The sequence below is a fragment of the Bacillus sp. FJAT-45037 genome (genome assembly GCF_002797325.1).
In the GTDB taxonomy this organism is placed as follows: Bacteria; Bacillota; Bacilli; order Bacillales; family Bacillaceae_D; genus Alkalihalophilus.
Genome location: NZ_KZ454938.1, coordinates 2,013,196 through 2,039,441, shown reverse-complemented (window position 1 = coordinate 2,039,441; position 26,246 = coordinate 2,013,196). Strand labels below are relative to the sequence as shown.

The window sequence follows — 26,246 nt, the reverse complement described above, 5'->3', positions numbered from 1 at the left end:
CTATCATAAAATATAGAGAACAGAACATACACATGGTTTTTGCCTAATCGTATTTCTTGGTTGATGTAGTATGAAATAGGGCAAGCTGATGTGATAAGATTCTGTTGTAGTAAAGTTCGATAGGAGGGAGAGCGAACATGGACATTGAACGCGTGAATGAGACGACAATTAAATTCTTTATAACGTATAAAGATATTGAGGACCGGGGATTTGACCGAGACGAGATTTGGTACAATCGTGAACGTGGCGAAGAGCTCTTCTTCGAAATGATGAATGAAGCAAGTGACCGAGATGATTTTGAATTAGATGGTCCTTTATGGATTCAAGTTCATGCATTAGATAAAGGGTTAGAGATTGTTGTAACTAGAGGTCAAGTGACCGACGGCAATGTAAAGCTTGAGATCCCAGTCAGTCAAGATAAGGACGGCCGAGGAGATAATATGGTTGACTTAATGACAGGGCATGGAAATGAAGAAGATGACCTTGAATATTCAGATCAGCTTGAGATTGTGATGGTATTTAATGATTTTGAAGATATTATTTCGTTAAGTCATAACTTCTTTATTGCTGATATTGAAAACGTACTATATCATTTCGAAGGTCGTTATTATCTACATGTTGTATTTGATGACGAACAATACAATGAAGATGAGCAAGACGATATGTTAAGTCAAATGCTTGAGTACGGCTATGAAACAGATCTTTCGATTTACCGTATGCAAGAGTATGGAAAAGTGATTATGTCAGAGGATGCACTCAAGCAACTTAGAGAGCATTTTCCTAAAAAGTAAGACTTACAGCCGATTTCATTTTGAAGTCGGCTATCTTTCTGAATAAATGTTGTAAAAATAAGGATGGTAGCAGATGTCTGCTATTGATTCATTAGCAGGAGATTCCTATGAAAAATCGTTTAAATGTGTTAGCTTTTTTTGCTGTGATTTTAGTCATCTTGTATTTTGCGAGAGGTTTTTTGCAAAGTTGGTTTGTCGGGGCGTTGAGTGTCACGTTTACACTTTCTGTCGTGTTTATTGGGATTGTGATTTTCTTTGAGAATCGTCATCCGACAAAAACGTTAACTTGGCTTCTTGTTCTTGCAGCATTTCCTGTTGTTGGCTTTTTCTTTTATTTGATGTTTGGTCAAAATCATCGAAAGAGTAAGCGTTTTCTAAAGAAAGCAATTGAAGATGAGCGTACGTTTCATAAGATTGAGGGGCAACGTCAGCTAAATGAAGAACAGATAAACAAGATGGGTGGACATCAGCAACTTTTATTTCGTCTAGCTCATAAGTTAGGGAAAAACCCAATTTCTTTCTCAAGTGAAACGAAAGTATTAACAGATGGCAAGGAAACTTATGCGCATATTCTTGAGGCCCTTCGAATGGCTGAACATCATATTCATTTAGAGTATTACATCGTCCGTCATGATGGTTTAGGGAATCAAATTAAAGACATCTTAATTGCTAAAGCAAAAGATGGTGTGAAAGTACGCTTTTTATATGACGGGGTAGGAAGTTGGCAACTCTCAAAGGATTATGTGAAAGAATTACGTCATGCTGGAGTAGAAATGGTTTCGTTTTCTCCTGTGAAATTACCTTTTTTAACTCATGCTATAAATTACCGTAACCATCGCAAGATCATTGTCATCGATGGAGTCATGGGATTTGTAGGAGGATTAAATGTAGGTGATGAATATTTAGGAAAAGACTCATATTTTGGTTATTGGAGAGATACCCATCTATATGTGAGAGGGGAAGCCGTTCGCACATTACAAATTATTTTCTTACAAGACTGGCACTACCAGACAGGAGAGACGATTCTTAATCAAGTGTACTTATCTCCTTCACTAGCATCCACTAAAGGTGATGGTGGGGTGCAGATGATCGCGAGTGGTCCAGACACAAGGTGGGAAGTAAATAAAAAGCTCTTCTTTTCGATGATTAGTTCGGCAAAAAAATCGATCTGGATTGCAAGTCCGTACTTTATTCCTGATGATGATATATTAAGCGGCCTTAAGATCGCGGCACTTAGTGGAATTGATGTAAGAATCCTCGTTCCTAACCGGCCTGATAAAAAAATTGTTTTCCATGCTTCAAGATCTTATTTCCCTGAATTGTTAGAAGCCGGTGTGAAGGTTTATGAGTATAATCGAGGATTCATGCACAGTAAGATTATTATTGTCGATGATGAGATAGCATCGATCGGAACATCTAATATGGACATGAGAAGTTTTCATTTAAATTTTGAAGTCAATGCATATTTGTACAGAACAAGTAGTGTGACAACGTTAGTTAGTGATTATGTTTATGATCTTGAACACTCTAATCAAATTAACTATGATTTATTTAAAAACCGCCCAGTCTTCCATCGGGTGATTGAATCGACGTCAAGGCTTTTATCGCCATTATTATAACGTTACCGAAAACTCTCTTCTTTTTTGAAGAGAGTTTTTTTCTGATTAGGGAGGGATTTGCGAGAAAGGTGTAGAATAATAGCGAAATTAGGAGGTGTTAGCTCGATGCTCACAGCAAAATTAAAAGATGGTTCTCTGTTCTCGATGGCAGGCGATTGGACATATGACCAATTGAAACAAATGCGTCAAGATGTACCGTTTTATTGTCCATGCTGTCAAGCAGAACTGCAACTTAAACTAGGCATGAAAAAGCAGTGGCATTTTGCTCATAAAAAAGACCATACGTGTACCGTTCAGTCTGAGCATGAAAGTTTATATCATTTGCAAGGAAAACGTCAATTGTATGAATGGTTAAAGAATCAAGGATTAAAAGTAGCGCTTGAAGTCTACTTACCATTAATTAGACAACGTCCTGATCTATTGTTTAAAGATCAAGATCAACTCTATGCGCTTGAGTATCAATGTTCACCAATCGATTTACCACAGCTTGAGAAACGAACGAGAGGGTACAAACAATTAGGCATGATTCCCATTTGGATCTTAGGAGGTAACCGTCTCACGCGTCTAGGTTCGAATACGTATACCATTAAAGCATTTGAATGGTATATGAACACGTTGAATCGAGAGAGGTTTCCGCAAATTAATTACTACTGTTCCGAACAAAAGAAATGGATGTCCCTTCTTCATACCACACCGTACTCCTCTAACAAAGTGTTAGCCTCATTACATCAATCTTTACCAGATCAACTGACGTACTCAGACCTACTTGATAACTTCACTGACCACTCCCCTTTAAAAGACCAATGGCTTTATGTGAAAAAGAATTGGCGCTACTTCAGACCAAAGCCCTATCCATCGCCTACTGAAAGATATTTTCAACAGTTACTCTATCATCATCGAGTGCCTCCATCACATTTCCCCATTGAGGCTGGTTGGCCCACAAAATCTTATGAAATCATTGAAACAGCTCCTCATATATGGCAGAGTTATTTTCTTTTTGCTTGCCTTCTCTCAAAGCCCCTCCATCAACCAATTACTATATCCTCCATCTTGTCTTGTTTTACTAATAATCAACTGTATCGCTGGCTTAAACTAAGGCCCATGTATGAATCACCTTCCATTCATGAAGCTGTGCTAGGCTATTTAGATTTCTTAGTACGTATCGGTTTCTTAACTAAGGTACCAGGGTCTTCCGATATGTATTATCGATTAAGGGAACCATTGATTCCTACCTCAACAGAAGAGGCAATCAAGCGAGATGCTCAGTTGACTAACAAGTACGGGGCACCACTGTTTGGTACGGAAAGTTTAACAGGAAACAAAGGGAAATCTCCGAATATGTCGAATACTATCTAGTGAAGGATTCAAAACAGAGTCTTAATCATTTTGATAGTATCGATGTGGAGGGATTTTTAGTGGCAAAACAACGTTTAACACGAGATCAGGTACCTGTAAAAGACACATGGGACCTTGAAGCAATTTTTAGTACTGATGCAGAATGGGAGAAAGAATTTCAAGCTGTCAAATCGCTATATCCAGAAATTACTTCGTATAAAGGGAAACTTGGCGAGTCAGCGGAGACATTATTCAAGGCATTAACAGAGCAAGATCAACTGAATGAGCGACTTGAGAAGCTGTATACGTATGCTCATATGCGTAATGATGAAGATACCGCAAACTCTTTCTACCAAGGCTTGAATGATCGAGCAATGGGGCTAGCTGCGCAAGTATCACAAGCTTCTTCGTATATGACTCCGGAATTGTTAACGCTCGATGAGGGAATGATTGAGGCTTTCATCAATGAACATGAAGGATTACAACTTTACAAGCAGGTGTTTGATGAGTTAAAGAAGGAACGTCCTCATGTATTATCTGAGGCAGAAGAGGCACTCCTAGCCCAAGCAAGTGAGGCGCTCCAAACATCGAGCCAGACATTCGGTATGTTAAACAATGCAGATTTAACGTTTCCTACTGTGAAAGATGAAGACGGAGAAGAGGTTGAAATCACACATGGTCGTTTCATCTCTTTCTTAGAAAGTAGTGACCGTAGTGTGAGAGAGGCTGCTTTTAAAGCCGTTTATGAAACGTATGGGAAGTACAAAAATACTTTTGCTTCGACATTAAGTGGTCAAGTAAAACGAGATATTTTTTATGCGAATGTTCGTAAATATAGCTCGGCTAGGGAGTCTGCGCTAAGTCAGAATCATATTCCTGAAGTTGTTTACGATCAACTGGTTGAAACCGTGAATGAGCACCTTCACCTTCTCCATCGCTATGTAGAGTTACGCAAGCGAGTATTAGGAGTAGATGAGCTCCATATGTATGATTTATATACACCTCTTGTAGCTGATAGCAAAATGAAAGTGACGTATGACCAGGCGAAAGAACTCGTTCAAAAAGGAGTAGAGCCTCTTGGTAAGGAATATGTTCAATTAGTAGCTGAGGGCTTTGATAAGCGCTGGGTTGATGTAGAGGAAACTGTTGGTAAGAGAAGTGGGGCTTATTCATCTGGTGCTTACGGGACAATGCCATATGTCTTGATGAACTGGCAAGATAATATCGATAACTTGTTTACACTGGCACATGAATTCGGTCATAGTTTACATAGTTATTACACTCGTGCTAATCAACCATATGTGTACGGCGACTATACGATCTTTGTTGCAGAAGTTGCATCCACAGTAAATGAAGCGCTACTCCATGACCATCTCGTGAAACATACAGAAGACCCTAAAGAAAAATTGTACCTACTAAACCATTTCTTAGAAGGGTTTAGAGGGACTGTTTTCCGTCAAACAATGTTTGCTGAGTTTGAGCAACAAATTCACGAATTGTCAGCTAATGGTGAAGCGTTAACACCTGAACTACTAACGAAGACCTATTATGAATTAAACAAAAAATATTTCGGCGAAGAGATGGTTGTTGATGAAGAAATTGGACTAGAGTGGGCTCGAATTCCCCATTTCTATTACAATTTCTATGTGTTTCAATATGCAACAGGTTATAGTGCAGCGGCTGCGCTTTCTAAGCAAATCTTAACTGAAGGTGAAGAAGCGGTCACTCGTTACATCGAGTTCTTGAAATCGGGTAGTTCTAATTATCCGATTGAAGTGTTAAAGTCGGCAGGTGTAGATATGACATCAGCAGAGCCAATTGAGCAAGCATTAAGTTTATTTGAAGAGACATTAAATGAAATGGAACGTTTGTTAGACGAACAATAGAAGTGAAAGACCCTGCGATCATATTTATGCTCGCAGGGTTTTTCTATAATTGATTAACGAAAGCCTCTAAAGCGGTTTTTTTGAATAGAAGGACGTATAGTGAATAGAATTGCGAAAAAAAGAAGAGGCGCTGCGAGTATAATTGGGAATAAATTCATAAGGGAGAGGACATACACATAAAATGTAACTACAATTAATAGGATACCAATGATTCGTTTCAAATTATTCACAGCACTCGGTCCTTTCTAATTTTCTTTACTTAAAGCTTATGAGCGTTGATCTTGTTTTAGACAAGTTTTTAGACATATGACGATCTGATGAACGATGATTCACTAACATTGTCAACACTCAAATACTTTGCTATTCTATATATGTGAAACAAATCACATTCTCTCCCCCATAGAGGATGAAAAGAGCGTCTCCTTACCGGAGGCGCTCTTTTACTTATTTTATGATGCTTCAATGTATCGCCAAAACGTACCGTATTTGACTGGAACGGCTTCGACTTTTTGTTGTAGCTTTAATCGTTTTAACTTCTTATCCGCTTCTTCTTGGGTAAGGTCAAATACAACAGCAATTTCAATCGTTGCCACGAATTTATACCTCTTTAAAAACTCTTCAATCGTAATAGGGTCAGCCTTTTTAGGAGGATGACCAAGTAATTCTTCAATCATTTGTACGTAGACACGGTAAGGGTATAATCCAGTAATGCTAATTCCTTCTTCTTCTACTTTGTCATTAAAGAAAACAAAGGTCGGAACCATTTCGACGCCCATTTCATTTGTCGTATTAATATCACACTGCAAAGCTTTTTTTGCAAGTGGAGAGTCTAGGTCTTTTTTAAACTCTACTAAATCCAATTGTGCTGATTTTGCGCAATTTAAGATGATCTCATCTTCTGTGATATTTTGTTTATTGAGAAACAAATATTCTCTGAGTTTACGTAAATAACGAGCACCTGCTTGTGGGCCCTGTAGTTCAGCGGCCTTAATCGAGATTGATGCTTTATAAGGTGAAGCCCACTCGTGCTCATACCACACATCTCCATCGCAAGACATTCCTGTTTTATTAGCGATCTTTTCCCAAAGTGCTGCGAGTTCACTTTTGCGTGCCAATCCTTTTTGAGTTTCTTGACAGAAATTCCAAGCCTGTAGGCGTCCCGCTACTAAAATTCTACTTTTAAAATACGCACCATATTCCACTTGGAGCTTTTTGAAGATTGGCTCAAACGCCCAGCATTCCGCACATAGAGGATCAATAAATGTATATATTTCAAGTGGTTTTCGTTTGAGTTGGTTAGAGTATAAAGGGTCCAGACCACAAATTCCATGATCGTTGTCACAAGATGAATTATTCTCTTTTGGGTTCAATGGTCATTCTCCTTTCTGTAAAAAATGTTTCACTTCATTAATGATTTACCATGTGATAAGCAGTCATTCTTAACCGTTCCATTAAATATGCACGTAAATTACCGGTTATGTTTGTGTCATCCATCGCTTGACTCATACAGGATAACCATGCGTCAGCCTGAATGTTTGTAATAACAAATGGCATATGACGAGCTCTTAACATAGGATGTCCATGTTCTTCTGTATAAATTGAAGGTCCACCGAGAAATTGAGTAAGGAATTGTTTTTGTTTTCTCGCTGTTTCAGTAAAGTCATCAGGAAATAAAGGAGCTAAGTCAGGGTGCTCGGCCACATAACGGTAAAAGGTGTCGACCAATTTTGATAAGGTGGCTTCACCGCCGAGAGCCTCGTACGGACTTTGTTGGTTTGACATGTTTTACACTCCTTATATAAAGTTCTGTTTGTATATCGAAATGAATTTAGACTCTTTATGCTTCATATTGTAGCAACCTAAGACAATATGGGCAAATAATCTGATTTGAAATATTGCATAACAACGAAAAAAACCGACCATTCATCGGTCGGTTTTTTTCGTTGTTATGCATTTACATAGGTGTTGTAAACTTTTGGAACATAGGCTTGAGTTTCCTTGAATGGTGGAATGCCGTTATAGCGGTCAACATTTCCAGGCCCCGCATTATAAGCGGCAAGGGCAAGTTTGATATCTCCATTGTATTTATCGAGCATTTGTCGCAAATATTTGGCGCCACCTTCAATATTTTGTTGTGGGTCTAACATATTATCAACTTTTAGCATTCTAGCTGTCGCAGGCATGAGTTGCATTAATCCAGTTGCTCCCGCATGACTTCTCGCATTCGGATTAAAGTTTGATTCATGTTTCATCACGGAGTAGATTAGCTTTGGATCAAGATTAAATTTAGATGCGGCTGTTTCAATCTGTGAAGCAAAAGGAACATCCTGACCTAATCGTGCGCTAGCGTTTGATTGAGAAGTGATCGGCGGTGTACCAGATGCCGCTTGATGTATTGAAGTGCCTGGCACTTGCTGTGGTAGACCGTTCATGGTTTGTAACGCAAGATAGCGATCCCTAAGTGATTCTGAGAAAAATAATCCACTATTTCTATATTGAGGTGCTCTAGTAGACTCTGTTCCTTGTAATTCACTGTTTAAAAGCGATGAGAACATGGATTTTATCGAGCTTGCTTGTTCGTTTTGATTAGCATAAGGCATAGTTGGCTTGGTTATGGAGTGAACAGGGTTTAAAAACGTTAAATCCATTATTGTACCTCCGAATTTTTTCTACCTTAACTTTAGCAAATGTAGGGAACTCTAACAATCAAAACTTTTGATTTACTAGTCACGATTAATTTGTTGTTTGCGATTAAAAAACCTTTGAACTTTATTTGGTGTAGTTATCATCTCAACGTTTGCTTGTAAAAATAGGCTTTTTATTGTATCTGAAGCATGACTTAAGCTATGACCTTCAAACTCAAGTTCATAATCCTCTTGGTCTAAATACGTGCTGTGATCAAAACATAAAAGCCCGTCTTCATAAGAGATCTCAAGTCTTCTTGTTGTCAATGTTCCAAGAAACATTAGTTCACTTGGTTCAATGTTTAACGTTATGAGCTGATTGTGAATCTCACCAGGAGGAGTGTACCCTGTTTCTATTGCTTTTGTTGCTTCTGACTTTGTAAGCTTTTGATGGGTTTCAAGCAATCCTTCAGAATGAGGTTGCTTTAGAGTAAATGTATAGGTATTATTTTTCTCACGTATCCGTAGAGCTGATTTTTTTTCCTTAAGGTGAAAGTGTTGCGTTTCAAAATAATGGTTTCGTTGAGTGGAAGCATCTTCCATAGAGAGCTGTAGCATGCTAAGTAGATCATAGAATGCCTTCTCGTTGACAAGTGATTTCACTTCAATTTCAATTTCTTGTGACATGGTTTTCACGTCCTTTTTCTTAGATCAACTAATTATCTCATACGTTGCCAAACGACTCAATTACTATTAGTTTGTGATTGGCGAAGGTTGGTCGGTCTTTTGACGAGAAAGCATGGCGAAAGTATGGTAAACTAATACGTGGAAATAACGTGTAAAATGTGAAAGGTAGTTGGAGGTAAATCATGCAAAAAATTAATGTTACGGAAATGAAAAAGGAACCACAACAATATATTGTTGCTTGTTCACACGCACTTAATCAAGAGTCAGTGAGTCAGATTAAAGCAGGGGAACGAATGCTTGTTGATTCAGATGGCTTAGCTTTTATTTACATATTAGAAGATGATACCCAGTTTTATTATTTAACGTTTGGCAAAGACTCGTGGCAAGATTTAAGGGAAGCCTACGAGAGTGAGATACCTGTCTATGCAGAGTTAACTACTGACCATCAAATTGAATTAACGGCTTTAGGGACAGAACTAGATTTCTTACTTGAGAACATTGATGGCAATAGTAACTATGGTGAAGAGCTTGAAGCAAATGTGCAGGAAGTGTTCAAGAGGAACGTTGAGTAAAGAACGGATGGTGATTGGATGAGTGATTGGGGAACCTTCTTAATGCCTTATAAGCAGGCTGTAGAAGAATTAAAGATTAAGCTAAAAGGGATCAGAGAACAGTATCAACGATCCTCACATCATACACCGATTGAATTTGTCACAGGTCGTGTAAAGCCAATCTCTAGTATTCTTGATAAAGCCAAGCGCAAAAATATCCCTTTAAATGAATTAGAGGAAAACATGCAGGATTTAGCTGGGGTCCGCATTGTGACTCAATTTGTTGAGGATATTGAAACGGTTATTCATCTAATTCGGACACGTGGAGATTTTGAGATTATTGAAGAGCGTGACTATATTATTGAGAAGAAGAAGAGTGGCTATCGATCCTACCATTTAGTTTTACGCTATCCAGTGCAGACAATAGATGGAGAGAAGCAGATTTTAGTGGAACTTCAAATTCGGACTTTAGCAATGAACTTTTGGGCGACGATTGAGCATTCGTTAAATTATAAATATAGTGGTGAAATCCCTGAGGATATTAAGATGCGACTTATTCGTGCGGCGGAAGCGGCGTTTCTACTTGATGAAGAAATGTCGATCATTCGAGATGAGGTAAGGGATGCACAGGAGATCTTCATCCAAAACCAAGAACAAGGAAGAAAGTTATAAAGATAGGAGGGAATAGTCGGATGAAATTTACTGTCACTTCTCGTGGGGATCATTTATCAAACACGTTACAACAACGGATAAAACGTTATTTGCTTGATTTTGGATTGGTACATGATGAACAATCACCTGAAATGGTTGTGACGGTCGGTGGCGATGGAACACTGCTTCAAGCCTTTCATGATTATAGTGAACGTTTAGAAGATACAGCTTTTGTTGGAATTCATACAGGCCATCTTGGTTTCTATGCCGATTGGGTGCCAGATGAAGTGGAGAAATTAGTCATTCATATTGCTAAAACTCCTTATCAAATTGTGGAATATCCCCTTCTCGAAGTAGTGATCAGACATCATGGTGAGGGTAAGTCAGAACGACATTTGGCTTTAAATGAATGCACGGTGAAAAGTTTAGAGGGGTCACTCGTTAGTAACGTCGAGATCAAGGGCGATACTTTTGAAGTGTTTCGCGGAGATGGTTTATGTATTTCGACGCCATCTGGCAGCACAGCCTATAACAAAGCTTTAGGTGGTGCGATTCTTCATCCATCGCTTTCATCGATTCAAATTGCTGAAATGGCTTCGATTAATAACAGGGTATATCGAACGGTGGGCTCACCGCTTGTTCTTCCACAACATCACACATGCTTGTTGAAACCGTTGAATGATGTTGATGTGCAAGTGACAGTCGATCACTACACCCTTGATCACAAACGTGTGAAATCGATACAATGTCGTGTCGCAGAAGAGAAAATTCGCTTTGCTCGCTTCAGGCCATTCCCCTTCTGGAAAAGAGTGAAGGAGTCCTTTATCGGTGGATAGCATGGTCGTAAAGATCGAGTGGAAGGTGTCACAAGAACAAGATCATATCTTACTCCGGGAGTTTCTACGAAAACACAAAGGATTATCTAAAAAGGCCTTGGCTGATATTAAGTATAAAGGTGGACAGATACGGGTTAACAAGCAAGAGAAGACAGTTCGAACATTGATCCATAAAGGTGATATTGTTGAGATACATTTACCGAAAGAAGTGAAGAGCGAGACACTTTTAGCTCAGATCATTCCATTAGAAATTGTTTTTGAGGATCAACACTTGCTCGTTATTAATAAGCCAGCAGGAATGCCGACAATTCCGTCGTGTCTGCATCCGTCAAACACTCTTGCCAATGCAGTTGTCGGCTATTATGAGAAACACGAAATACCAGCAACATTTCACGCTGTAAATCGACTAGACCGTGAAACATCTGGTCTGCTTGTGATTGCTAAGCACGGGTTTAGTCATGATCAATTGGCAAAAGCTCAGAAAGTGGGCAACTTGAAGCGGTTTTATAAAGCTTTGGTCGAGGGAGCGGTCACTCCAGTTAGAGGAACGATTGATGACCCTATAGGTAGGAAGCCAACCAGTATTATTGAACGGATGGTCACAAGGGAGGGGAAACCTGCGATCACTCATTATGAAGTGACTAGGAGCAATTCTTCCTTTTCAGTCGTTGATATTGAATTAGAAACGGGACGAACCCATCAAATCCGCGTTCATTTCTCACACCTAGGTCACCCTCTCGTAGGGGATGAGTTGTACGGAGGCACAAAGAAACTACTGCATCGTCATGCGCTACATTGCGAAAGACTCGAATTAACGCATCCATTTACTGGAGAAACTCATACGTTTAACGCAGCTCTTCCTAAGGACTTAGAAAAAGCAAAAGAAGCAATGGGCCTATAAAGCGCTCATTGCTTCTTGCTTTATTATTATTCTGTAACGACGCGCTCCACCATAGCCCTCGCTAGTTCTTCATCGGAAGTATTATAAAGAATAACTTCAACGCTATTTACCAGTTCATCAATTGGTCGCTCTCCTTCATAACCATAAGCTTCGGCGATAAAATAGCTGCCATCTCCAGCTAAGTTAAAAGTATCAGGCTGACCTTCGTGATCGGTAAAGCGAATTTCCTTCTCTACATTTAGATCAGCCGCGAGTTCCTCGTCATGAATGAGAAAGACCGCATGAAGATCTTCAGATGAGACAGACCCAGCATTCACAAAGCGCGCATAAATAGACAGAACATCTCGTTCTTCATCAACAATCAATCTGGTTTCATTTAGGTCGATCGATAGTTCTGCTTGATTTGAACAAGCTGTAAGAATGGCAATGGATACGATGATTACCAGCACAAATGAGACTTGTTTCATTATGTGAAATACCTCCCTAATGGATATTAATCAAACTCTCTAAATTTTTCTTCAACAAACGGCATTGAAGAGGAGACAGATACTGTCGTGCGTTCAGGGTATCTTAGTGCGGTTAATGTCCCACCGAAAACACAGCCTGTATCAATGTTAACCGTGTGATTGATGAATCTTGCTTCGCTTACAGGAGTGTGACCGTAAACGACGAAAGCCGAACCGTCATAATGTTGCGCCCAATCGCGTCTTACAGGTGAACCATCTGCATGTTTTTCTCCGGTAATATCTCCATACAAAACAAATGTTTGCACACGTTTGTTTTGTACTCCGATGTCTTTTGCTTGAATACCTGCATGAGCAATAACAAGACGACCGTGATCAAGAATGTGGTAGTGGGGAGATTGTTCAACGAGCCCCATAAATTGAGCTCGAATATTATCAAACTCTCCTTTTGCTAATTCGTTTAGCTCACTGACTGTTGTTTCAAGCCCGTGTTTCTCTTGAACGTTGCGTCCAAGAAAATAGCGATAGAGCTTGTCGCAATGATTTCCAGGCACATAATACGCTAGGCCGTTGCTGACAAGTTCTGAGACGATTTTGATCACATCTAGAGATCGCGGGCCACGATCTGTTAAATCACCAACAAATGCTAACTTTCGTTGGTCAGGATGTACATACCCTGTTTTAGCTTTTTTGTATCCTAGCTTGTGAAGGAGGGTGAGAAGTTCCTCATAACAACCATGAATATCACCAATGCAATCAATCTTCAAATGAAACACCTCGTTTTATAGTGTAGACAGTTTTCATATAACCGATATTTTAGCATAATCAGTAGCTTATGCGATAAGGATAAACATGAGAGATCTCTAGGGTATTTAATTGATATAAGATCTAGAATCCATGTCTTTCGATATTTTGTGCAGATTTCGTACTCTACTTATTCATTTAAAGCGCTTACCGACGTTGTTCTACATTGACAGCATGTTGGTTGTTTCTTTAATATGAGAAAGGATGTATAAATACGAATTTAAAGGTGTGTTTTATTTTGTTTGAACAACCTGTGACGAACCCTGTCCTCATTTTTGCCATCGCAATGGTTATCTTTTTGATAGCTCCATTGATCATGGCTCGGCTTAGAGTTCCTGGCATTATCGGTTTAATTTTAAGTGGAGTCGTCATTGGTCCGAATGGGCTTGGTCTAATTGATCGTGATCCTACAATTGTTTTGTTAGGAACGGTTGGTCTGTTATATATTATTTTTATTGCAGGTCTTGAGATTGATTTAGATGGATTTAAAAAATACCGAACGAGAAGTTTAACCTTTGGGACATTATCGTTTTCAATCCCTTTTATTTTAGGTACGCTCGTTGTTTATGTGATGGGTTATCCAATAGCAGCTGCTATCTTACTAGGATCATTGTTAGGGTCTCATACACTGTTAGCTTACCCTATAGCAAGTCGTTTAGGAATCTCAAAGAATAAAGCGGTCACTACGACAGTCGGCGGGACGATTATGACCGATACACTCGCTCTTTTAGTGTTAGCTATCGTAGCTGGGGCGACCGAAGGAGAGTTAACGGCTAACTTTTGGTTTGTTCTACTCGTATCGCTTGGCTTATATGTTGCAGCTGTTCTTATATTAGTTCCGATTGCTGCAAAATTTTTCTTCCGTTCGTTAAGTAGTGAAGGGGCATTAGAGTATATTTTTGTTATGACTGTTCTTTTTGTCTCAGCGTACTTTGCCACCATTGCTGGTCTTGAGCCAATCATCGGGGCGTTCTTAGCAGGATTAGCATTGAATCGTTTTATAGCTGAACAAGGGACATTAATGAACCGAATTAAATTTGTTGGAAATGCTATATTTATTCCGTTCTTTTTACTATCTGTCGGAATGTTGATGGATATTCGTGTGCTTTTATCAGAGCCAGCTGCGTGGCTGATTGCTACAGTCGTTGTTTCTTTAGTCATTATGGGAAAATTCCTCGCCGCATGGTTCGCCGGAAAACTTTATCAGTATTCATCAGATGAGATTAAACTAATCTTCGGTTTGTCCATTCCACAGGCAGCTGCGACACTTGCGGCGACACTAGTGGGATATGAGCTCGGCTTATTTGATCAGGCAACGGTGAATGCGGTCATCGTGATGATTCTCGTGACTTGTATGGTGGGCCCTTATATGGTTGAAACGTACGCAAGAAAAATTGCATTAAAAGAAGAACAAAGTCCGTATGAACCTTCATTAGCTCCTGAACGAGTGCTTGTTCCTGTTGCTAATCCGCAAACGATGGAATCTTTGCTTGATCTCGCTTTTTTAATTCGCGGCAGTTCACCAGAGCCGCTGTACACATTATCAGTTGCAAGAGGAAGCAGAGAAGATACACCTGAGAAAATCTTGCAAGCAGAGAAGATGTTGGAGAAAGCTGTAAGTTATGCTGCAGGGGCAGAAGTGTCAATGCAGATGCTTACGCGAGTCGATCCGAATATTACTAATGGAATGATACGTGCAATGGAAGAATCTCGAATTACTACAGCTGTCATTGGTTGGAATGGCAAATTATCGACACCGCAACGAATGTTTGGAGGAGTTCTTGATCAACTTCTAGAGAGAACGAACCAAATGATTCTTGTAGCAAAATTGGGTCATCCATTAACGACGACGAAAAGATTAGTCGTACTTATTCCTTCTGGATTTGATCATAAGTCGGCAGCGTATGAATCTGTCCGAACTGCTAAGCGGTTAGCGGGACAGATTGGAGCCATTCTTACGGTGTATGTCATTCATGATAACACCCAAAGTTACGAAAAGATGTTTGAGCAAATGAAACCTGATGTGCAAACTCAAGTTGTAGGTGTACCTTCTTGGAATGAGCTACATCGTACTTTTATGCCATTGTTAAGAAAAGATGACCTCGTCGCTGTTTTAAGCGCTAGACGTGGAACGCTGTCATGGCATCCTCAACTTGAACAACTTCCTAGAATACTTGCGGTTGCTAAGCCTGAAAGTTTTATTATGATTTATCCGCAAGAGAAAGATCCAGTCGATATGCGTGGAGCACGCGGGACGGATGTTCCTCGCACTGTGCTATCTAATAAATCATATGAAGAATAAGTAAAGCGCGACAAAAAAAGAGTCAGGATGCCACTTTATTGGCATTCTGACTCTTCTTTATTGATGCAATAAATCAGCGGTGACAACGAGTCGCTCACGATGTGTTCGCTCAACTTGGTCGAATTCACCAGTACATGTGATAAGGTTTAATCGTTGATCGGATGTGTAACCAAAAATTTCATCAATAGGGGCGTCGTCATAAGGATAGACAGTCATTTTAGTGACAATGAAGGTAAGTTGTTCGCCATTTTCCCCAATGACTTCAATCACATCATCTAGTTCGAGTTGATCTAATTCAAAGAAGACTGCTGGACCTGTGCGGCTATCAACATGCCCAGCAAGAACGGCGCTTCCTTGACCACCTGGTTTTGTACCAGGACTAAACCAACCTACCTCAAACGGATCATCAGGTACTTCCATTTGTCGATCCTCGTTCAAACCTGATGGTGTAATAGGCGCATCCACACCAAGTGCTGGAATAATCACTTGAGTTGGATTAATTGTCTCATGTCTGAGTGGGACGATTGAGTGTGTCGGTGTGATCATAGATTCTGTCTCATGTTCATCAGTAGTGGACACAATCGATGCCTCTGTTTCTTCTAAAGGCTGACGTTCTTGTTCATCTTCCACATCAGAGGAAGCGGACGAACATCCCGTTAGAAGAAGTGAGAACAAAATAATTGCAAGGGAAATTTTACGCTTCTTGTCTACGACGAAATGATACGAAGAAGACGGCACAGCCAATTGCCGTCATTCCAAGTAACAGCACTGGGAGGAGACTCGTTGATTGTGATGTTCCACCCATACCAGTAGCAGGCATCTCAGCAGGCATCGCATCATGTGACATGTCACTTAAGACGACGACATCAAGACCAGGCTCTCCATTAGCAAAACCTACAGCGAAAACACTGTACAACATATTCGCTTGTAACTCAGTGTTAGGAAGTTCTAGCACGACATCTTCTGTACCTGCTACACGGATCTCAAGATCAAGTGTCGCTGGGGCCGTTTCTAAGTAATCTGTAACTGCTTTAAATGGTGCGTCTGCAAAAAGAACATCTCCACCAGTAATGGCTACATCAACATTCGGTGCGTCTGGTGAGAAGTGGCCGACACGTACTTTTGCTTGACCTTCAGACGTCATTTGTTCATCAGATACAACGGAAAGCTCTAAGTGTTCTACAGTGTTAATCGCTGCCACTGTATAAGCTTCACCACTTTCTATTGATAATGTAGAAGAAAGGACAGGTTCACCGTCTTCTGTCGTTCCTGTCGCAAAAATTTCCACTTCATAGTTACCACGTGGTAGATGTAAGTAATCTGTTGCTGCTTTAAAATCAGCACCTTCTACAACAATATCTCCATTAACCACGACATCGACTGCGGGTGCGTCTGGTGAAGCGTGAACGATACGCACCTTAGCATCATCATCTGTATGATCATGTGCTAACCCCGTCGCTCCAAATGATAATGTTAATGCCCCAACTAATGAAAGTAATAATCCTTTTTTAAACATTTTCTCATCTCCTAAGTTTAATAATTTTTGTTTGGCCATTGACTTGAGTGACATCCAGAATAGTAAACCTCCTTTCTTTCGATCAACATGTATAACCTTTGTATTTATTTTGTACATGTTTAGTTTATATCTGGATAAAAAAAGTTGTCAAAACATTCGATCACTTATTTATGCAAAATAGTTAAGAAGTACTAGTTGAGTAGGTGGGTTAATCTGGGCAACTTAATGAAAAGGAGGGGTCTATATGGAGCCAGTCATTATTTGTCCAAAGTGCCAACAAGCTAAGGGAATTCGACATCTATTAACTGCACAGTCTAATCAGAATGTGATTTATCGTTGCCAAAGTTGTGATTTCACTTTGCGTAATATAGAAACAAAGAAGGGATAACGGTAAGAAATGTGGAAGAGAAAGAGAAAGGTACCAAGGAAAGGGAAGGTATGGTATAATCATTAGTACTTGGTACTAATAACTGCCTATAATGGAGGAGACTAAAACATGATTCAACTTTCACTGAAAGATCGTACATATGTTGTCATGGGTGTTGCGAATAAACGCAGTATCGCATGGGGAATTGCTCAATCATTAGCAAATGCTGGAGCTAGATTAATTTTTACGTATGCAGGGGAGCGTCTTGAGCGCAATGTTCGCAGTTTGATGGAAACACTTGAGCGTGAGGATCATTTGATTTTACCTTGTGACGTAACTAATGATGAGGAAATTGATAAGACGTTCTCTGAAATCAAAAATGAAGTTGGCACGATCCATGGAATTGCTCATTGCATCGCTTTTGCAAATAAAGAAGAGCTCTCAGGTGAGTATTTAAATACTACTCGTGATGGATTCTTACTAGCGCAAAACATTAGTGCTTATTCATTAACAGCAGTCACAAAAGCCGCTCGACCACTACTTACTGAAGGTGGGAGTATTATAACGTTAACCTATCTTGGTGGGGAAAGAGTGATACGTAATTACAATGTAATGGGAGTTGCTAAGGCAAGTTTGGATGCTAGTGTAAAATACTTGGCCAATGATTTAGGTAAAGAGAACATTCGAGTGAATGCTATTTCGGCCGGCCCGATCCGTACATTAGCAGCGAAAGGAATTGAAGGTTTCAATGATGTACTTCGTGAAATTGAAGAGCGTGCGCCTCTCCGTCGCACTACTACACAAGAAGAAGTGGGAGACACAGCGTTATTCTTAATGAGTGATTTGTCACGTGGAATCACGGGTGAGTTGCTTCATGTAGATAGCGGGTACAATATTGTTTCTCTATAACTAAAAAAACAAGCATCGCAATGACGCGATGCTTGTTTTTTAACGTTGTTGAGAGAATTGACCTCCTAAAACAATAGGGCCTGCAGAACCTACGGAGCCGTAAGACCCTGATCCACCATATGAACCGATGCCCCAAAGCCACCAAGGAAAGGAAGGTGGACGAGGACGAGGGGGTCTAGGGGGTCTAGGTGTAGGACCTGGACCGGGCTGAGACGGACGTGGAGGGATCGGTCCGTAATAAGGTGCAATCCCTACTAGATCGCCATTATAGACTTGAAGGAATTGAGGTTGGTAATAAGGTGCTTGATAAATAAACATTGATACCATACCTGTACGGCGGTTGAAGTCTGTAACATAGGCGACGACTTGCCCGTAACCGGGAATTGCCGTTGTAATCCACTGATTCACATACTGGCTAATAACAGTTGGTGGAATGAATTGAACTGATGGTTGTTGGCGGTGATAGGAATCGTGATCATATTCGTAATAATACATGTTTACACTCCTTTCAAAGATAAGAGAACGATAAATCGTATATGTGATAGCCTATGTTCATTCGTAAAAAGGGTGTTTGTCTTAGGTAATAATGATGTCAGAAATACCTATTCCTACGTAAGAATATAAAGGAGGGTGAGTGAAGGGGGACACTTCTTTGGAATTGATCAGTTTGTCGGTTTTTGAATTTGTATTGTTATCAATAGCTACGTTTAGATTGACACATTTACTGGTTTTTGATGAAATTGCAGAATTTATGAGAAGGCCGTTTCAGAACGTTACAGAGGAAGTAGATGAAAATGGCGATGTGTACCAATACGTGTCAGGTCGCGGGAATGGAATTCGTAAATTCATCGGTGATATGCTGAGTTGTTATTGGTGTTCAGGAATATGGGCCTCGCTCATACTTTTTGTAGGTATTACTTATTTAGGATCTGTGACGCTACCGGTCGTTTGTGTTTTAGCTATTGCTGGGGTGGCAGCGATCATTGAAACGGTTGTAAGAAAGCTAAATAAATAATGAAAAAGGATAGCACCCATTCTGTTCCGGATGAAGGTGCTATCATATGATTTAGATCAGATTGCAACGGATTTTATTAGACGCTTTTTGCCCGTTAGATAATTCATCGCTTAGTACATAGGCACTGACTTCGAATGTGGAAGCGTTATCATCTGGTTTTAGCTGTATCTCAAAGCTTGGGAAAAATAAAGATTGGCTAGGTTCTATGATCGATGTATGGATAGGCTTTAACCAATAAACTCCCGTTTGACGGGCCTCTTTATAAGATGATCCCTCAACAAACTTCCAGGTGTTTGTTACTCGATCTTCCTCAATTATATACTGTTCTGTTTCGGTAGAGGGAGAGCGCTGAATTTTTCCGGTTAGCGTTGCGAGTGTTGGTTTGTTAAATTCTAAACAAATCATAGGGTTCGTTAGCGGATTTGTTCCTTCATTTTCAATGATTAAATCTCCAATGATCGTAATCGACTCATCACGATTCGATCGATCGGGAACGATGAGGGTGTATGAGAAATAACTAAAGCATAACAGTGATTCTACTGTCTCGGTTGCGATTTGGACGGGCTTTGGTGCTTGGTCATTGATTCTAGCTGTAAGTGAGTCGATCGCTTCTACTTGTTCCTTTAATTGCTTGGCTTGTTTTGTTGTTTTTTGCTCTAATCGTTTAATTTCTGAACGATAATGCAAAATTTTTTGTTCGTACTGAATGTTCCTCGGCGGGTGTTTGCTGCTAGAGTGTGAGTTTTGCATCGAGGTCCTCCTTGAAAGTACAGTTTTTTTATACTTATGTATGTAAGTATTAAGAAAGAAGAAAAAATCGAGCAAATAAGCTGATTAGCCTCTGCTCGATTTTTCTTGGGGTTTTTTAGCATTTGTGCTTTCCGGGAAAAACATGTGGACATTGTTTTGGCTCTTTATCAGGACGACAAACCATCATTTCCGAAATAGGGAACTCATCACGTGGCTTGCAGTAAGCAGCTTCAATTTCAAGTTTTACGTAATCCGCTACTTGAACATCTAAACAAAAATCAGCATTAATTGTTAGATTTGGAGTACCATTTACACAGAAGAACTCTGCTTCACATTCTCCATCATGGATAGCAGGATATACAAATGTTCCATCTGGTGCACATAAATAGAATGTTTCTACTGATGATAATTCGAATGGTCCTAATTTTTCGTATTCATCACAATTGTCTTCTTTTATAAACACGAACACTTTAATTGATACATGAACTTTGACTTTGTATAATGTTACGTCTTCTCCGTTGACTTGGACTTCCACTTTTTGACGGGGGCCTGGTTTTGTAATATCTGTTGCTTTGACACAATCCACTTTACATTTCACTTTGAAGCCTGGGTCAAAACAACCTTCAACAGATTCACAAATATCTGTTAATCCGTTAAAAAATTCACAGTTTGTAAATGTTTCTGTTAGGCTAACCGGGCGAATAACCCAATCAAACACTTTCTTTGCATTAATACACACATTGTGTTTTTTATGGCTCATTTTCTTACCTCCTATTTATTTAACCTTCCACACAAGCTTAGATTTAAGATGTGAGTAGGTTTTCAGACTACTGTATAGTATGACGGCACAGAAAATTGGTGTAAGTTTATCCGTTATTGAGTAGGAAAAGGGCAAATGTGGAAGTTTTAAGTAGGAAGTAGGTATTGGTCTATCGCATATAGAGTTCTTTCTCATACTCTACTAGGAGGAAGGAGTGAGAGAAGTGAAGAAATTATCAACAAGCCAATCAGCATTTAACTCAAAAAAACAGCCGATTAAGAAAGAAACATTTGGAAAGAGAACCGTGAGAGAGGATGCTCAGAAGGTATCTAAAATTTGTTGTGGAAGAAAGAATAAATCGTAAGCAAGATAAAAAGAAGGAAAAGCTGGATAAGTTACTTATCCAGCTTTTCCTATTCATCTGATGATTTTTGGTTCATGAGACTACGATGAAACCAGCTTTTTTCTGGTGGCACATGGGGTGGGACTTCTTGAGAGGCGAGTTCTTTTGGATGGGGTGTTGGGTTGGTTTGTTCAGGCGGTGGACTCTTTTTTAATTCGTCTAATTCCTTTTTAAGATGATCGACATCCTCTTTATGAGCGATCTTCATCTGGGTGATTTTTTCTTTGAGCTCAATCACTTCATGTGCTTGCTCATTTGCTTCAAGCTTCAACTGGTCGAGTTCCTCTTCTTTAGATTGCTGCATGCGAACTTGTTCCTCGAGCTCTTTTTTTTCAAGGTGGAGTTGGTCAATTAAGCTGTAATGGTAGTCATTTTGATACCGTTCTAACTGTTGTTTATATTTTGCGAGTTCTGATTGTGTGTATATTAGTCGTTGCTGCAACTGGACTGGAGTAAGTTTTGAGACAGAATAGGTTTGCGTGGATCTGTTCATTCTATGATACACCTCCGACATTTTAATCTTATATGAAGTCATATGCGAGGGTGTAGATGTTTATGAATCATGAAATAGAACTATAAAATAAGCCCCCAACAGTAGTTAGGGGCTAGTGATTAAACGTGTCCATGCCATTCTCTTTCAAATTGCTTCAAAAAGGTTTTCATAAACTGATGACGCTCAGTAGCTAATTGCTTACCAGCTTCCGTATTCATTAAATCTTTTAACTTCAACAATTTTTCATGAAAGTGATGGATGGCAGAGGAGTCTCCGTTGCGGTATTCTTCTTCTGTCATGAGCTCTCTAACGGGGAGAGTAGGATCATACATCGGGCGGCTTTTGTTACCTGAGTAAACAAAGGTACGGGCAATACCAATTGCGCCTAACGCGTCTAATCGGTCTGCATCTTGTACAATTCGCCCCTCAAGTGTTTGCATTGGCTTTTTGTTGCCACCTTTAAATGACATGGTAGAGATGATCAGCTGGATATGATCAATGTGCTCAACTTCAAGGTCAAGGTTTAATAGCCACTTGCGAATGTTCAAAAGGCCTTCTGCTTCATCCTCAACCAGCTTATCATCGGCTAAATCATGAAGAAGGGAGGCGAGAGTCACGACTGAATGATCGGCATGTTCAATTGCTGCAAGCTTTGAAGCTGTTTTTGTGACGCGTTCAATATGGTACCAATCATGACCAGATCCTTCACCCCATAATTGCTCTTTCACCCACTGTTTTGTCTGCTCGATCATTTCTTCATGCTTCATCGTATCCCTCCAGATAAGGTAGGTACTTTCTGCTTCTGTACGGCTCTTGCCATTCGGTTCACTTCACGTACAAACCTAGACGGGTGAGCACGTTTGCCTCGTCTCATTGTAGGTACGGAGATAAGGAGATTCACTTGAGCTCTAGTCATTGCTACATACATTAATCGACGTTCTTCTTCTAATGGTTTATCATCGCCCTCACGCCAAGCTTCTAATGAGTAGTCATGAGGAAGCGATCCTTCAACAGCACCGAGGATATAGACATGCTTGTACTCTAACCCTTTTGCGCGGTGAATGGTCATCAATTGAACCGCATCTTTTGTTGGTGGCTGCTTTCTTGCTTCTTCTTGCTTGGCAATCATATGATCAGCGTGGTCTAGGAACGTTTCAATTGAATCATGTTGTCTAGCAGCAACTTTCAAATCCCGAACGTCATCTGAGCCACGATCTAATTTATTGCCCTCGTTTCCTTGCTTTTTTAGGTAATCTTTTAAACCCATCTCTTGCTCAATATAAGTGATTGCACCCTCGGGGCTTTTTGATTTTATTTGTTTAAACTGCTCGGGCAATTTTTGTAGTTTTTTTAATTGAAACGGTTGAAGGCCACTCAAATGGGTTAAGGCTTCAACAAACGTACAATCCTCTGTAATGGTTAAAGCTTTTAAGTCTTGAATAACTTGCTGCTTTAAAAATAAGGCACCGATTAAATCCTGCATGGCTAATCCGTTGTCAGGGTTTTGACTAAGTTTTAAATAGGCAAGAACTTTTCGCACGGTTTTCCGTCGATAGAAGGAATCACCATCATTTTCAATAGAGAACGGGATACTCGATGTTACCATTCTCTCAAACAGGGCACGTGCTGTGACGTTTGTCCGAAAGAGAATAGCAAAATCAGCTGGATCAGCGCCTTGCTCAATCTTTTTCTTTATATCATTGACAATCATTGTTGCCTCTTCTTCTTCATCATAAGGGTAGAAAAGAGTAGGTGCCTGTTCAGATGTAAATTGGGCTTCTAACTGTTTATTGAAACGTGTTTTATTCGTTGTCACTACATTATTAGCAGCAGCCACAATTGAATGAGTGGAACGATAGTTTTGATCTAGTACCACTACTTTTGCATGAGGGTATGTTTTTTTGAATGAGAGAATGTAATCAGGATCACTTCCGCGGAAAGCATAGATCGACTGATCGTCATCTCCAACCACACAAAGATTTTTATGTGGCTCGGTTAATAAGGTCATAAGTTCCACTTGCACTTTATTAATGTCTTGGAACTCGTCAATGGATACATAAGAAAAGCGTTCTTGATACCTCTTAAGAAGTGCTTGGTTATCAATTAGAAGATCGTAGCAACCAATGAGCATGTCATCAAAATCAAATGAATTTTTCTGTTGTCTCATCTCTTCATATCGCTTGTACAAATATGCAGCGCGTTCTTCCCATACATCTTCAGGCTTAATATCTTTTGGAGCGAGAAGGTGATTTTTCCACCAACTTATTTGAGTCAATGCCTGATCAAAAGGAAATTCCTTCTCATCTAAATTAATTTCTCTCCCAGCTTCTTTGAGCATTTGATCTCGTTGCCAATCCCATTTGAGTAGATGATCACTGTGCCATTTCTCTGGGTTGTCGTGCATGAGCATTCGATAAAAAATACTGTGAAACGTACCAACAACAAGTTGATGAAGCAAATGTTTATTCATCCCAGGATAAATCGTCATTCGTTCCTTCATTTCTTTGGCAGCTTTTGCTGTAAATGTGACCAAGATCATGTCTTTTGGAGAGTAGTTTTTTTCAGTCAGCATATAGGCAGCTCGAGTCGTTAATACACGGGTTTTTCCACTACCTGCACCTGCGAGAATAAGTAGAGGCCCTTCGGTCGTTGTAGCGGCTTCCCATTGTTGATCATCTAATATAATACCTTGTTGAAATAAATCAGCACGATATCCGTCATAGGTTCTATTACTATCATTTTTGATTGGTGTAAACGGAGGGATGGCTTTTACATTCTCCGGAGCGCGCCACCCTTCGTTTTCAGGTTCATCGTTTGAGGAAATCGATCGCCTTGTTGGCATCGTGAATCCGTGAGTGTTGCTTTCTTGAATGGATGTCTTAATTCTTTTATTTACTGCGCTTGCCTCGTAAGCGGTGACCTCTTTTTTACAATCAAGGGAGGTAGGTGGGTGAATAAATCTTGGCGCTTCTTCTATGCCTAAATGGAAGCGAAGCGGTTCTCCACAATGCATACAAGTGAGTTCTTGTCGAATACTAGCATTATGAAATTGTTGCCATGCACTTCGATCAAGCGTCTGAATTTGTATTATTTTTTGTTTGTATAAGGCTGTTTTCAAAAGTGAGCCTCCTAACTTCACGTAGATCACATCGGAAATTCAATTACCTTCTATCCTAGCAGATTTACTACAGTTATTGGATGCTTTTTTTAGATAGCGAAAATTTGGAAGGAGGAAAAACGATGATTGTTTTTGTTGCGGCAGGACTAATAGTCACTTTGTTATCGATTTTCTTTTTAGGATATGGTTGGGTAAATGAACAACAATTTTTATTTGGTCCTTTTATAGCGGGACTGATTGGGATAAATTATTTATTTATAGCTTATCTTCGATACAAACAGGAGAAGGAAGAGGGAAGTATTTAAGTTGTTTATGGTGCGCTTGATGCAGGTAGTGATGCATCTAAGGGGGAGAGAGGGTTGTGAAGAAGAATGTTGGAACATGCGAACTCTGTGAAAGAGAAGGTGTAGAGCGTACAGTTCATCACCTTTTGCCAAAAGAAGAGGGAGGCGCTCATCATGAGACAGCAGACCTTTGTATCGCCTGCCATAAACAAATCCATGCCTTATACACGAACTCAGAACTTGCCATACGATTAGACACCATTCCGAGGCTAAGGGATGATGAGGAATTGAAAAAATTCATTAGATGGATTCAAAAACAGCCGGCTGAAACACTCATACGCACAAAAAAATCAAACGAAAGGCGAGCTAAGTCAAGATGACTTTACTCGCCTTTTCATACGGGTGTGGATAGACGGAGGATCAGTTCTTTGTGGATCTTCAAGTTTTGAAGTGCAATGCGGACATCTAGTTGCTTTAAAAACAATCGACCTAAAACAAAATGGACAAAGTTTTGTTTTCATGTCAATCAGTGGATCTTCTAAAGGCCTCCTGATCCGATTCATTTGTCTAATGAATAAAAAGAGAATAAAAGCAACGATCATAAAATGAACAAAGTGATTCAAGAAGAGACCATATCGGAGTAAAGGGACTCCAGCTAGTTCTGCCTCTGTGAGCGTTTCAAATTTACGATCTGACAGATTGACATACAGGTTGGAGAAATCGACTTGACCAAACAACACACTAAAAGGTGGCATAATGACATCATCGACAAGAGATTCAACAATTTTGGCAAAGGTTGTACCGATAATGACACCAACACTCATATCCATAACATTTCCACGCACCGCAAATTCTTTAAACTCATGAAAAATATTCATATGCATCACCTGTTTTTTAAGGGTTTCTCTCATGCATATGCTAGTGTTGGACAGACATGAATAAAAGAGGACGTAAGCCATGGCTTACGTCCTCTTTTAATAGGTACTGGGCTAGCTGGATTTGAACCAACGCATCACGGAGTCAAAGTCCGTTGCCTTACCACTTGGCTATAGCCCATCGCTTTGTACTAATATGTTTTCCAACTCCATGTATTTTATGCAAGAAAGTTGAAGGTTTTTAAATCATCTTGTCGAATAGAAAAAATGATCAAACATAGTACAATAAAATTTACATGAGGTGA

Annotated in this window: 30 protein-coding genes and 1 tRNA gene; 15 read left to right on the top strand and 16 right to left on the bottom strand. The window is 39.8% G+C overall.

What is annotated here, in order from left to right; all coding sequences use genetic code 11:
- Positions 1-137: 137 nt before the first annotated feature.
- From mecA to pepF, 4 genes are all read left to right on the top strand, one after another.
- Entirely contained in the window at positions 138-791 is a 654-nt protein-coding gene (gene mecA, locus CDZ88_RS10520) for an adaptor protein MecA (protein WP_100373496.1), read from the top strand.
- A gap of 107 nt (positions 792-898) precedes the next feature.
- Complete coding sequence (gene cls, locus CDZ88_RS10515) at positions 899-2,410, top strand: cardiolipin synthase (protein WP_100373495.1); 1,512 nt, start codon at positions 899-901, stop codon at positions 2,408-2,410.
- Between the two features lie 105 nt (positions 2,411-2,515).
- Positions 2,516-3,766 (top strand): competence protein CoiA, encoded by a 1,251-nt coding sequence (locus CDZ88_RS10510; RefSeq protein ID WP_100373494.1) that lies wholly within the window; start codon positions 2,516-2,518, stop codon positions 3,764-3,766.
- A gap of 59 nt (positions 3,767-3,825) precedes the next feature.
- A complete protein-coding gene (gene pepF, locus CDZ88_RS10505; RefSeq protein WP_100373493.1) occupies positions 3,826-5,631 on the top strand; it encodes an oligoendopeptidase F in 1,806 nt (601 codons plus the stop codon).
- A gap of 449 nt (positions 5,632-6,080) precedes the next feature.
- Here pepF and CDZ88_RS10500 read toward each other — a convergent pair whose 3' ends face one another.
- The 4 genes from CDZ88_RS10500 to CDZ88_RS10485 all read right to left on the bottom strand — a co-directional run bounded on the left by CDZ88_RS10500 (position 6,081) and on the right by CDZ88_RS10485 (position 8,942).
- Positions 6,081-7,001, bottom strand: a complete 921-nt coding sequence (locus CDZ88_RS10500) for a ClpXP adapter SpxH family protein (RefSeq protein ID WP_100373492.1) — start codon at positions 6,999-7,001, stop codon at positions 6,081-6,083.
- Positions 7,002-7,038: 37 nt separating this feature from the next.
- On the bottom strand, positions 7,039-7,413 hold the full coding sequence (locus CDZ88_RS10495) for a globin domain-containing protein (RefSeq protein ID WP_100373491.1): 375 nt from the start codon (positions 7,411-7,413) through the stop codon (positions 7,039-7,041).
- 164 nt (positions 7,414-7,577) lie between these two features.
- The gene (locus tag CDZ88_RS17840) at positions 7,578-8,279 is read right to left on the bottom strand and encodes a lytic transglycosylase domain-containing protein (RefSeq protein ID WP_100373490.1); all 702 of its coding nucleotides are present in this window, start codon (positions 8,277-8,279) and stop codon (positions 7,578-7,580) included.
- Positions 8,280-8,354: 75 nt separating this feature from the next.
- Entirely contained in the window at positions 8,355-8,942 is a 588-nt protein-coding gene (locus CDZ88_RS10485) for a CYTH domain-containing protein (protein ID WP_100373489.1), read from the bottom strand.
- 182 nt (positions 8,943-9,124) lie between these two features.
- On the opposite strand from CDZ88_RS10485, the gene CDZ88_RS10480 reads away from it, so the two are divergent.
- The 4 genes from CDZ88_RS10480 to CDZ88_RS10465 are packed head-to-tail and all read left to right on the top strand — an operon-like array spanning position 9,125 to position 11,881.
- Positions 9,125-9,514, top strand: coding sequence for a UPF0738 family protein (locus CDZ88_RS10480; RefSeq protein WP_100373488.1), 390 nt, complete (start codon positions 9,125-9,127; stop codon positions 9,512-9,514).
- An 18-nt stretch (positions 9,515-9,532) separates the two neighbouring features.
- Complete coding sequence (locus CDZ88_RS10475; protein ID WP_100373487.1) at positions 9,533-10,165, top strand: GTP diphosphokinase; 633 nt, start codon at positions 9,533-9,535, stop codon at positions 10,163-10,165.
- Positions 10,166-10,185: 20 nt separating this feature from the next.
- Positions 10,186-10,980 (top strand): NAD kinase, encoded by a 795-nt coding sequence (locus CDZ88_RS10470; RefSeq protein ID WP_100373486.1) that lies wholly within the window; start codon positions 10,186-10,188, stop codon positions 10,978-10,980.
- Position 10,981: 1 nt separating this feature from the next.
- The gene (locus CDZ88_RS10465; protein ID WP_100374665.1) at positions 10,982-11,881 is read left to right on the top strand and encodes an RluA family pseudouridine synthase; all 900 of its coding nucleotides are present in this window, start codon (positions 10,982-10,984) and stop codon (positions 11,879-11,881) included.
- A gap of 26 nt (positions 11,882-11,907) precedes the next feature.
- Here CDZ88_RS10465 and CDZ88_RS10460 read toward each other — a convergent pair whose 3' ends face one another.
- Positions 11,908-12,348: a hypothetical protein gene (locus CDZ88_RS10460; protein WP_100373485.1), complete on the bottom strand. Its 441-nt coding sequence runs from the start codon at positions 12,346-12,348 to the stop codon at positions 11,908-11,910.
- Between the two features lie 26 nt (positions 12,349-12,374).
- Entirely contained in the window at positions 12,375-13,112 is a 738-nt protein-coding gene (gene prpE, locus CDZ88_RS10455; protein ID WP_100373484.1) for a bis(5'-nucleosyl)-tetraphosphatase PrpE, read from the bottom strand.
- 275 nt (positions 13,113-13,387) lie between these two features.
- Here prpE and CDZ88_RS10450 point away from each other — a divergent pair, with 275 nt between their 5' ends.
- Entirely contained in the window at positions 13,388-15,451 is a 2,064-nt protein-coding gene (locus tag CDZ88_RS10450) for a cation:proton antiporter (RefSeq protein ID WP_100373483.1), read from the top strand.
- A 57-nt stretch (positions 15,452-15,508) separates the two neighbouring features.
- Here the strand turns inward: CDZ88_RS10450 and CDZ88_RS10445 are convergent, their stop codons facing one another.
- Together CDZ88_RS10445 and CDZ88_RS10440 are read right to left on the bottom strand one after the other, a co-directional pair.
- The gene (locus CDZ88_RS10445) at positions 15,509-16,189 is read right to left on the bottom strand and encodes a class F sortase (protein ID WP_232718734.1); all 681 of its coding nucleotides are present in this window, start codon (positions 16,187-16,189) and stop codon (positions 15,509-15,511) included.
- A complete protein-coding gene (locus CDZ88_RS10440) occupies positions 16,146-17,021 on the bottom strand; it encodes a DUF4397 domain-containing protein (RefSeq protein WP_232718622.1) in 876 nt (291 codons plus the stop codon). The genes CDZ88_RS10445 and CDZ88_RS10440 overlap by 44 nt, the downstream gene beginning before the upstream one ends.
- 190 nt (positions 17,022-17,211) lie before the next feature.
- On the opposite strand from CDZ88_RS10440, the gene CDZ88_RS17625 reads away from it, so the two are divergent.
- Positions 17,212-17,355, top strand: coding sequence for a hypothetical protein (locus tag CDZ88_RS17625; RefSeq protein ID WP_198507844.1), 144 nt, complete (start codon positions 17,212-17,214; stop codon positions 17,353-17,355).
- 108 nt (positions 17,356-17,463) lie between these two features.
- Positions 17,464-18,243, top strand: a complete 780-nt coding sequence (fabI, locus tag CDZ88_RS10435) for an enoyl-ACP reductase FabI (protein ID WP_100373481.1) — start codon at positions 17,464-17,466, stop codon at positions 18,241-18,243.
- 39 nt (positions 18,244-18,282) lie between these two features.
- On the opposite strand, the gene CDZ88_RS10430 is transcribed toward fabI, so the two are convergent.
- The gene (locus CDZ88_RS10430; protein ID WP_100373480.1) at positions 18,283-18,738 is read right to left on the bottom strand and encodes a hypothetical protein; all 456 of its coding nucleotides are present in this window, start codon (positions 18,736-18,738) and stop codon (positions 18,283-18,285) included.
- Positions 18,739-18,895: 157 nt separating this feature from the next.
- Between CDZ88_RS10430 and CDZ88_RS10425 the strand changes: the two genes are divergently transcribed.
- A complete protein-coding gene (locus CDZ88_RS10425; RefSeq protein WP_232718621.1) occupies positions 18,896-19,258 on the top strand; it encodes a DUF1360 domain-containing protein in 363 nt (120 codons plus the stop codon).
- A 51-nt stretch (positions 19,259-19,309) separates the two neighbouring features.
- On the opposite strand, the gene CDZ88_RS10420 is transcribed toward CDZ88_RS10425, so the two are convergent.
- Positions 19,310-20,008: a hypothetical protein gene (locus tag CDZ88_RS10420; protein ID WP_100373479.1), complete on the bottom strand. Its 699-nt coding sequence runs from the start codon at positions 20,006-20,008 to the stop codon at positions 19,310-19,312.
- A gap of 115 nt (positions 20,009-20,123) precedes the next feature.
- The gene (locus CDZ88_RS10415) at positions 20,124-20,768 is read right to left on the bottom strand and encodes a BMQ_0737 family morphogenetic spore coat protein (RefSeq protein WP_100373478.1); all 645 of its coding nucleotides are present in this window, start codon (positions 20,766-20,768) and stop codon (positions 20,124-20,126) included.
- Between the two features lie 223 nt (positions 20,769-20,991).
- Here CDZ88_RS10415 and CDZ88_RS17430 point away from each other — a divergent pair, with 223 nt between their 5' ends.
- Entirely contained in the window at positions 20,992-21,132 is a 141-nt protein-coding gene (locus CDZ88_RS17430) for a hypothetical protein (protein ID WP_157796531.1), read from the top strand.
- Positions 21,133-21,181: 49 nt separating this feature from the next.
- Here the strand turns inward: CDZ88_RS17430 and CDZ88_RS10410 are convergent, their stop codons facing one another.
- The 3 genes from CDZ88_RS10410 to CDZ88_RS10400 all read right to left on the bottom strand — a co-directional run bounded on the left by CDZ88_RS10410 (position 21,182) and on the right by CDZ88_RS10400 (position 24,782).
- Positions 21,182-21,664: a hypothetical protein gene (locus CDZ88_RS10410; RefSeq protein ID WP_100373477.1), complete on the bottom strand. Its 483-nt coding sequence runs from the start codon at positions 21,662-21,664 to the stop codon at positions 21,182-21,184.
- A 119-nt stretch (positions 21,665-21,783) separates the two neighbouring features.
- Entirely contained in the window at positions 21,784-22,431 is a 648-nt protein-coding gene (locus tag CDZ88_RS10405) for an HD domain-containing protein (protein ID WP_100373476.1), read from the bottom strand.
- A complete protein-coding gene (locus tag CDZ88_RS10400; RefSeq protein ID WP_100373475.1) occupies positions 22,428-24,782 on the bottom strand; it encodes an ATP-dependent helicase in 2,355 nt (784 codons plus the stop codon). Before CDZ88_RS10400 ends, CDZ88_RS10405 begins: the two co-directional genes overlap by 4 nt.
- A gap of 122 nt (positions 24,783-24,904) precedes the next feature.
- On the opposite strand from CDZ88_RS10400, the gene CDZ88_RS10395 reads away from it, so the two are divergent.
- Entirely contained in the window at positions 24,905-25,087 is a 183-nt protein-coding gene (locus tag CDZ88_RS10395; RefSeq protein WP_100373474.1) for a hypothetical protein, read from the top strand.
- Positions 25,088-25,143: 56 nt separating this feature from the next.
- A complete protein-coding gene (locus tag CDZ88_RS10390; RefSeq protein WP_100373473.1) occupies positions 25,144-25,446 on the top strand; it encodes a hypothetical protein in 303 nt (100 codons plus the stop codon).
- Here the strand turns inward: CDZ88_RS10390 and mscL are convergent.
- Positions 25,438-25,938, bottom strand: coding sequence for a large conductance mechanosensitive channel protein MscL (gene mscL, locus CDZ88_RS10385; RefSeq protein WP_100374662.1), 501 nt, complete (start codon positions 25,936-25,938; stop codon positions 25,438-25,440). The genes CDZ88_RS10390 and mscL overlap by 9 nt on opposite strands.
- Positions 25,939-26,050: 112 nt before the next feature.
- Positions 26,051-26,122: transfer RNA gene (locus CDZ88_RS10380), tRNA-Gln, on the bottom strand.
- Between the last annotated feature and the right edge of the window lie 124 nt (positions 26,123-26,246).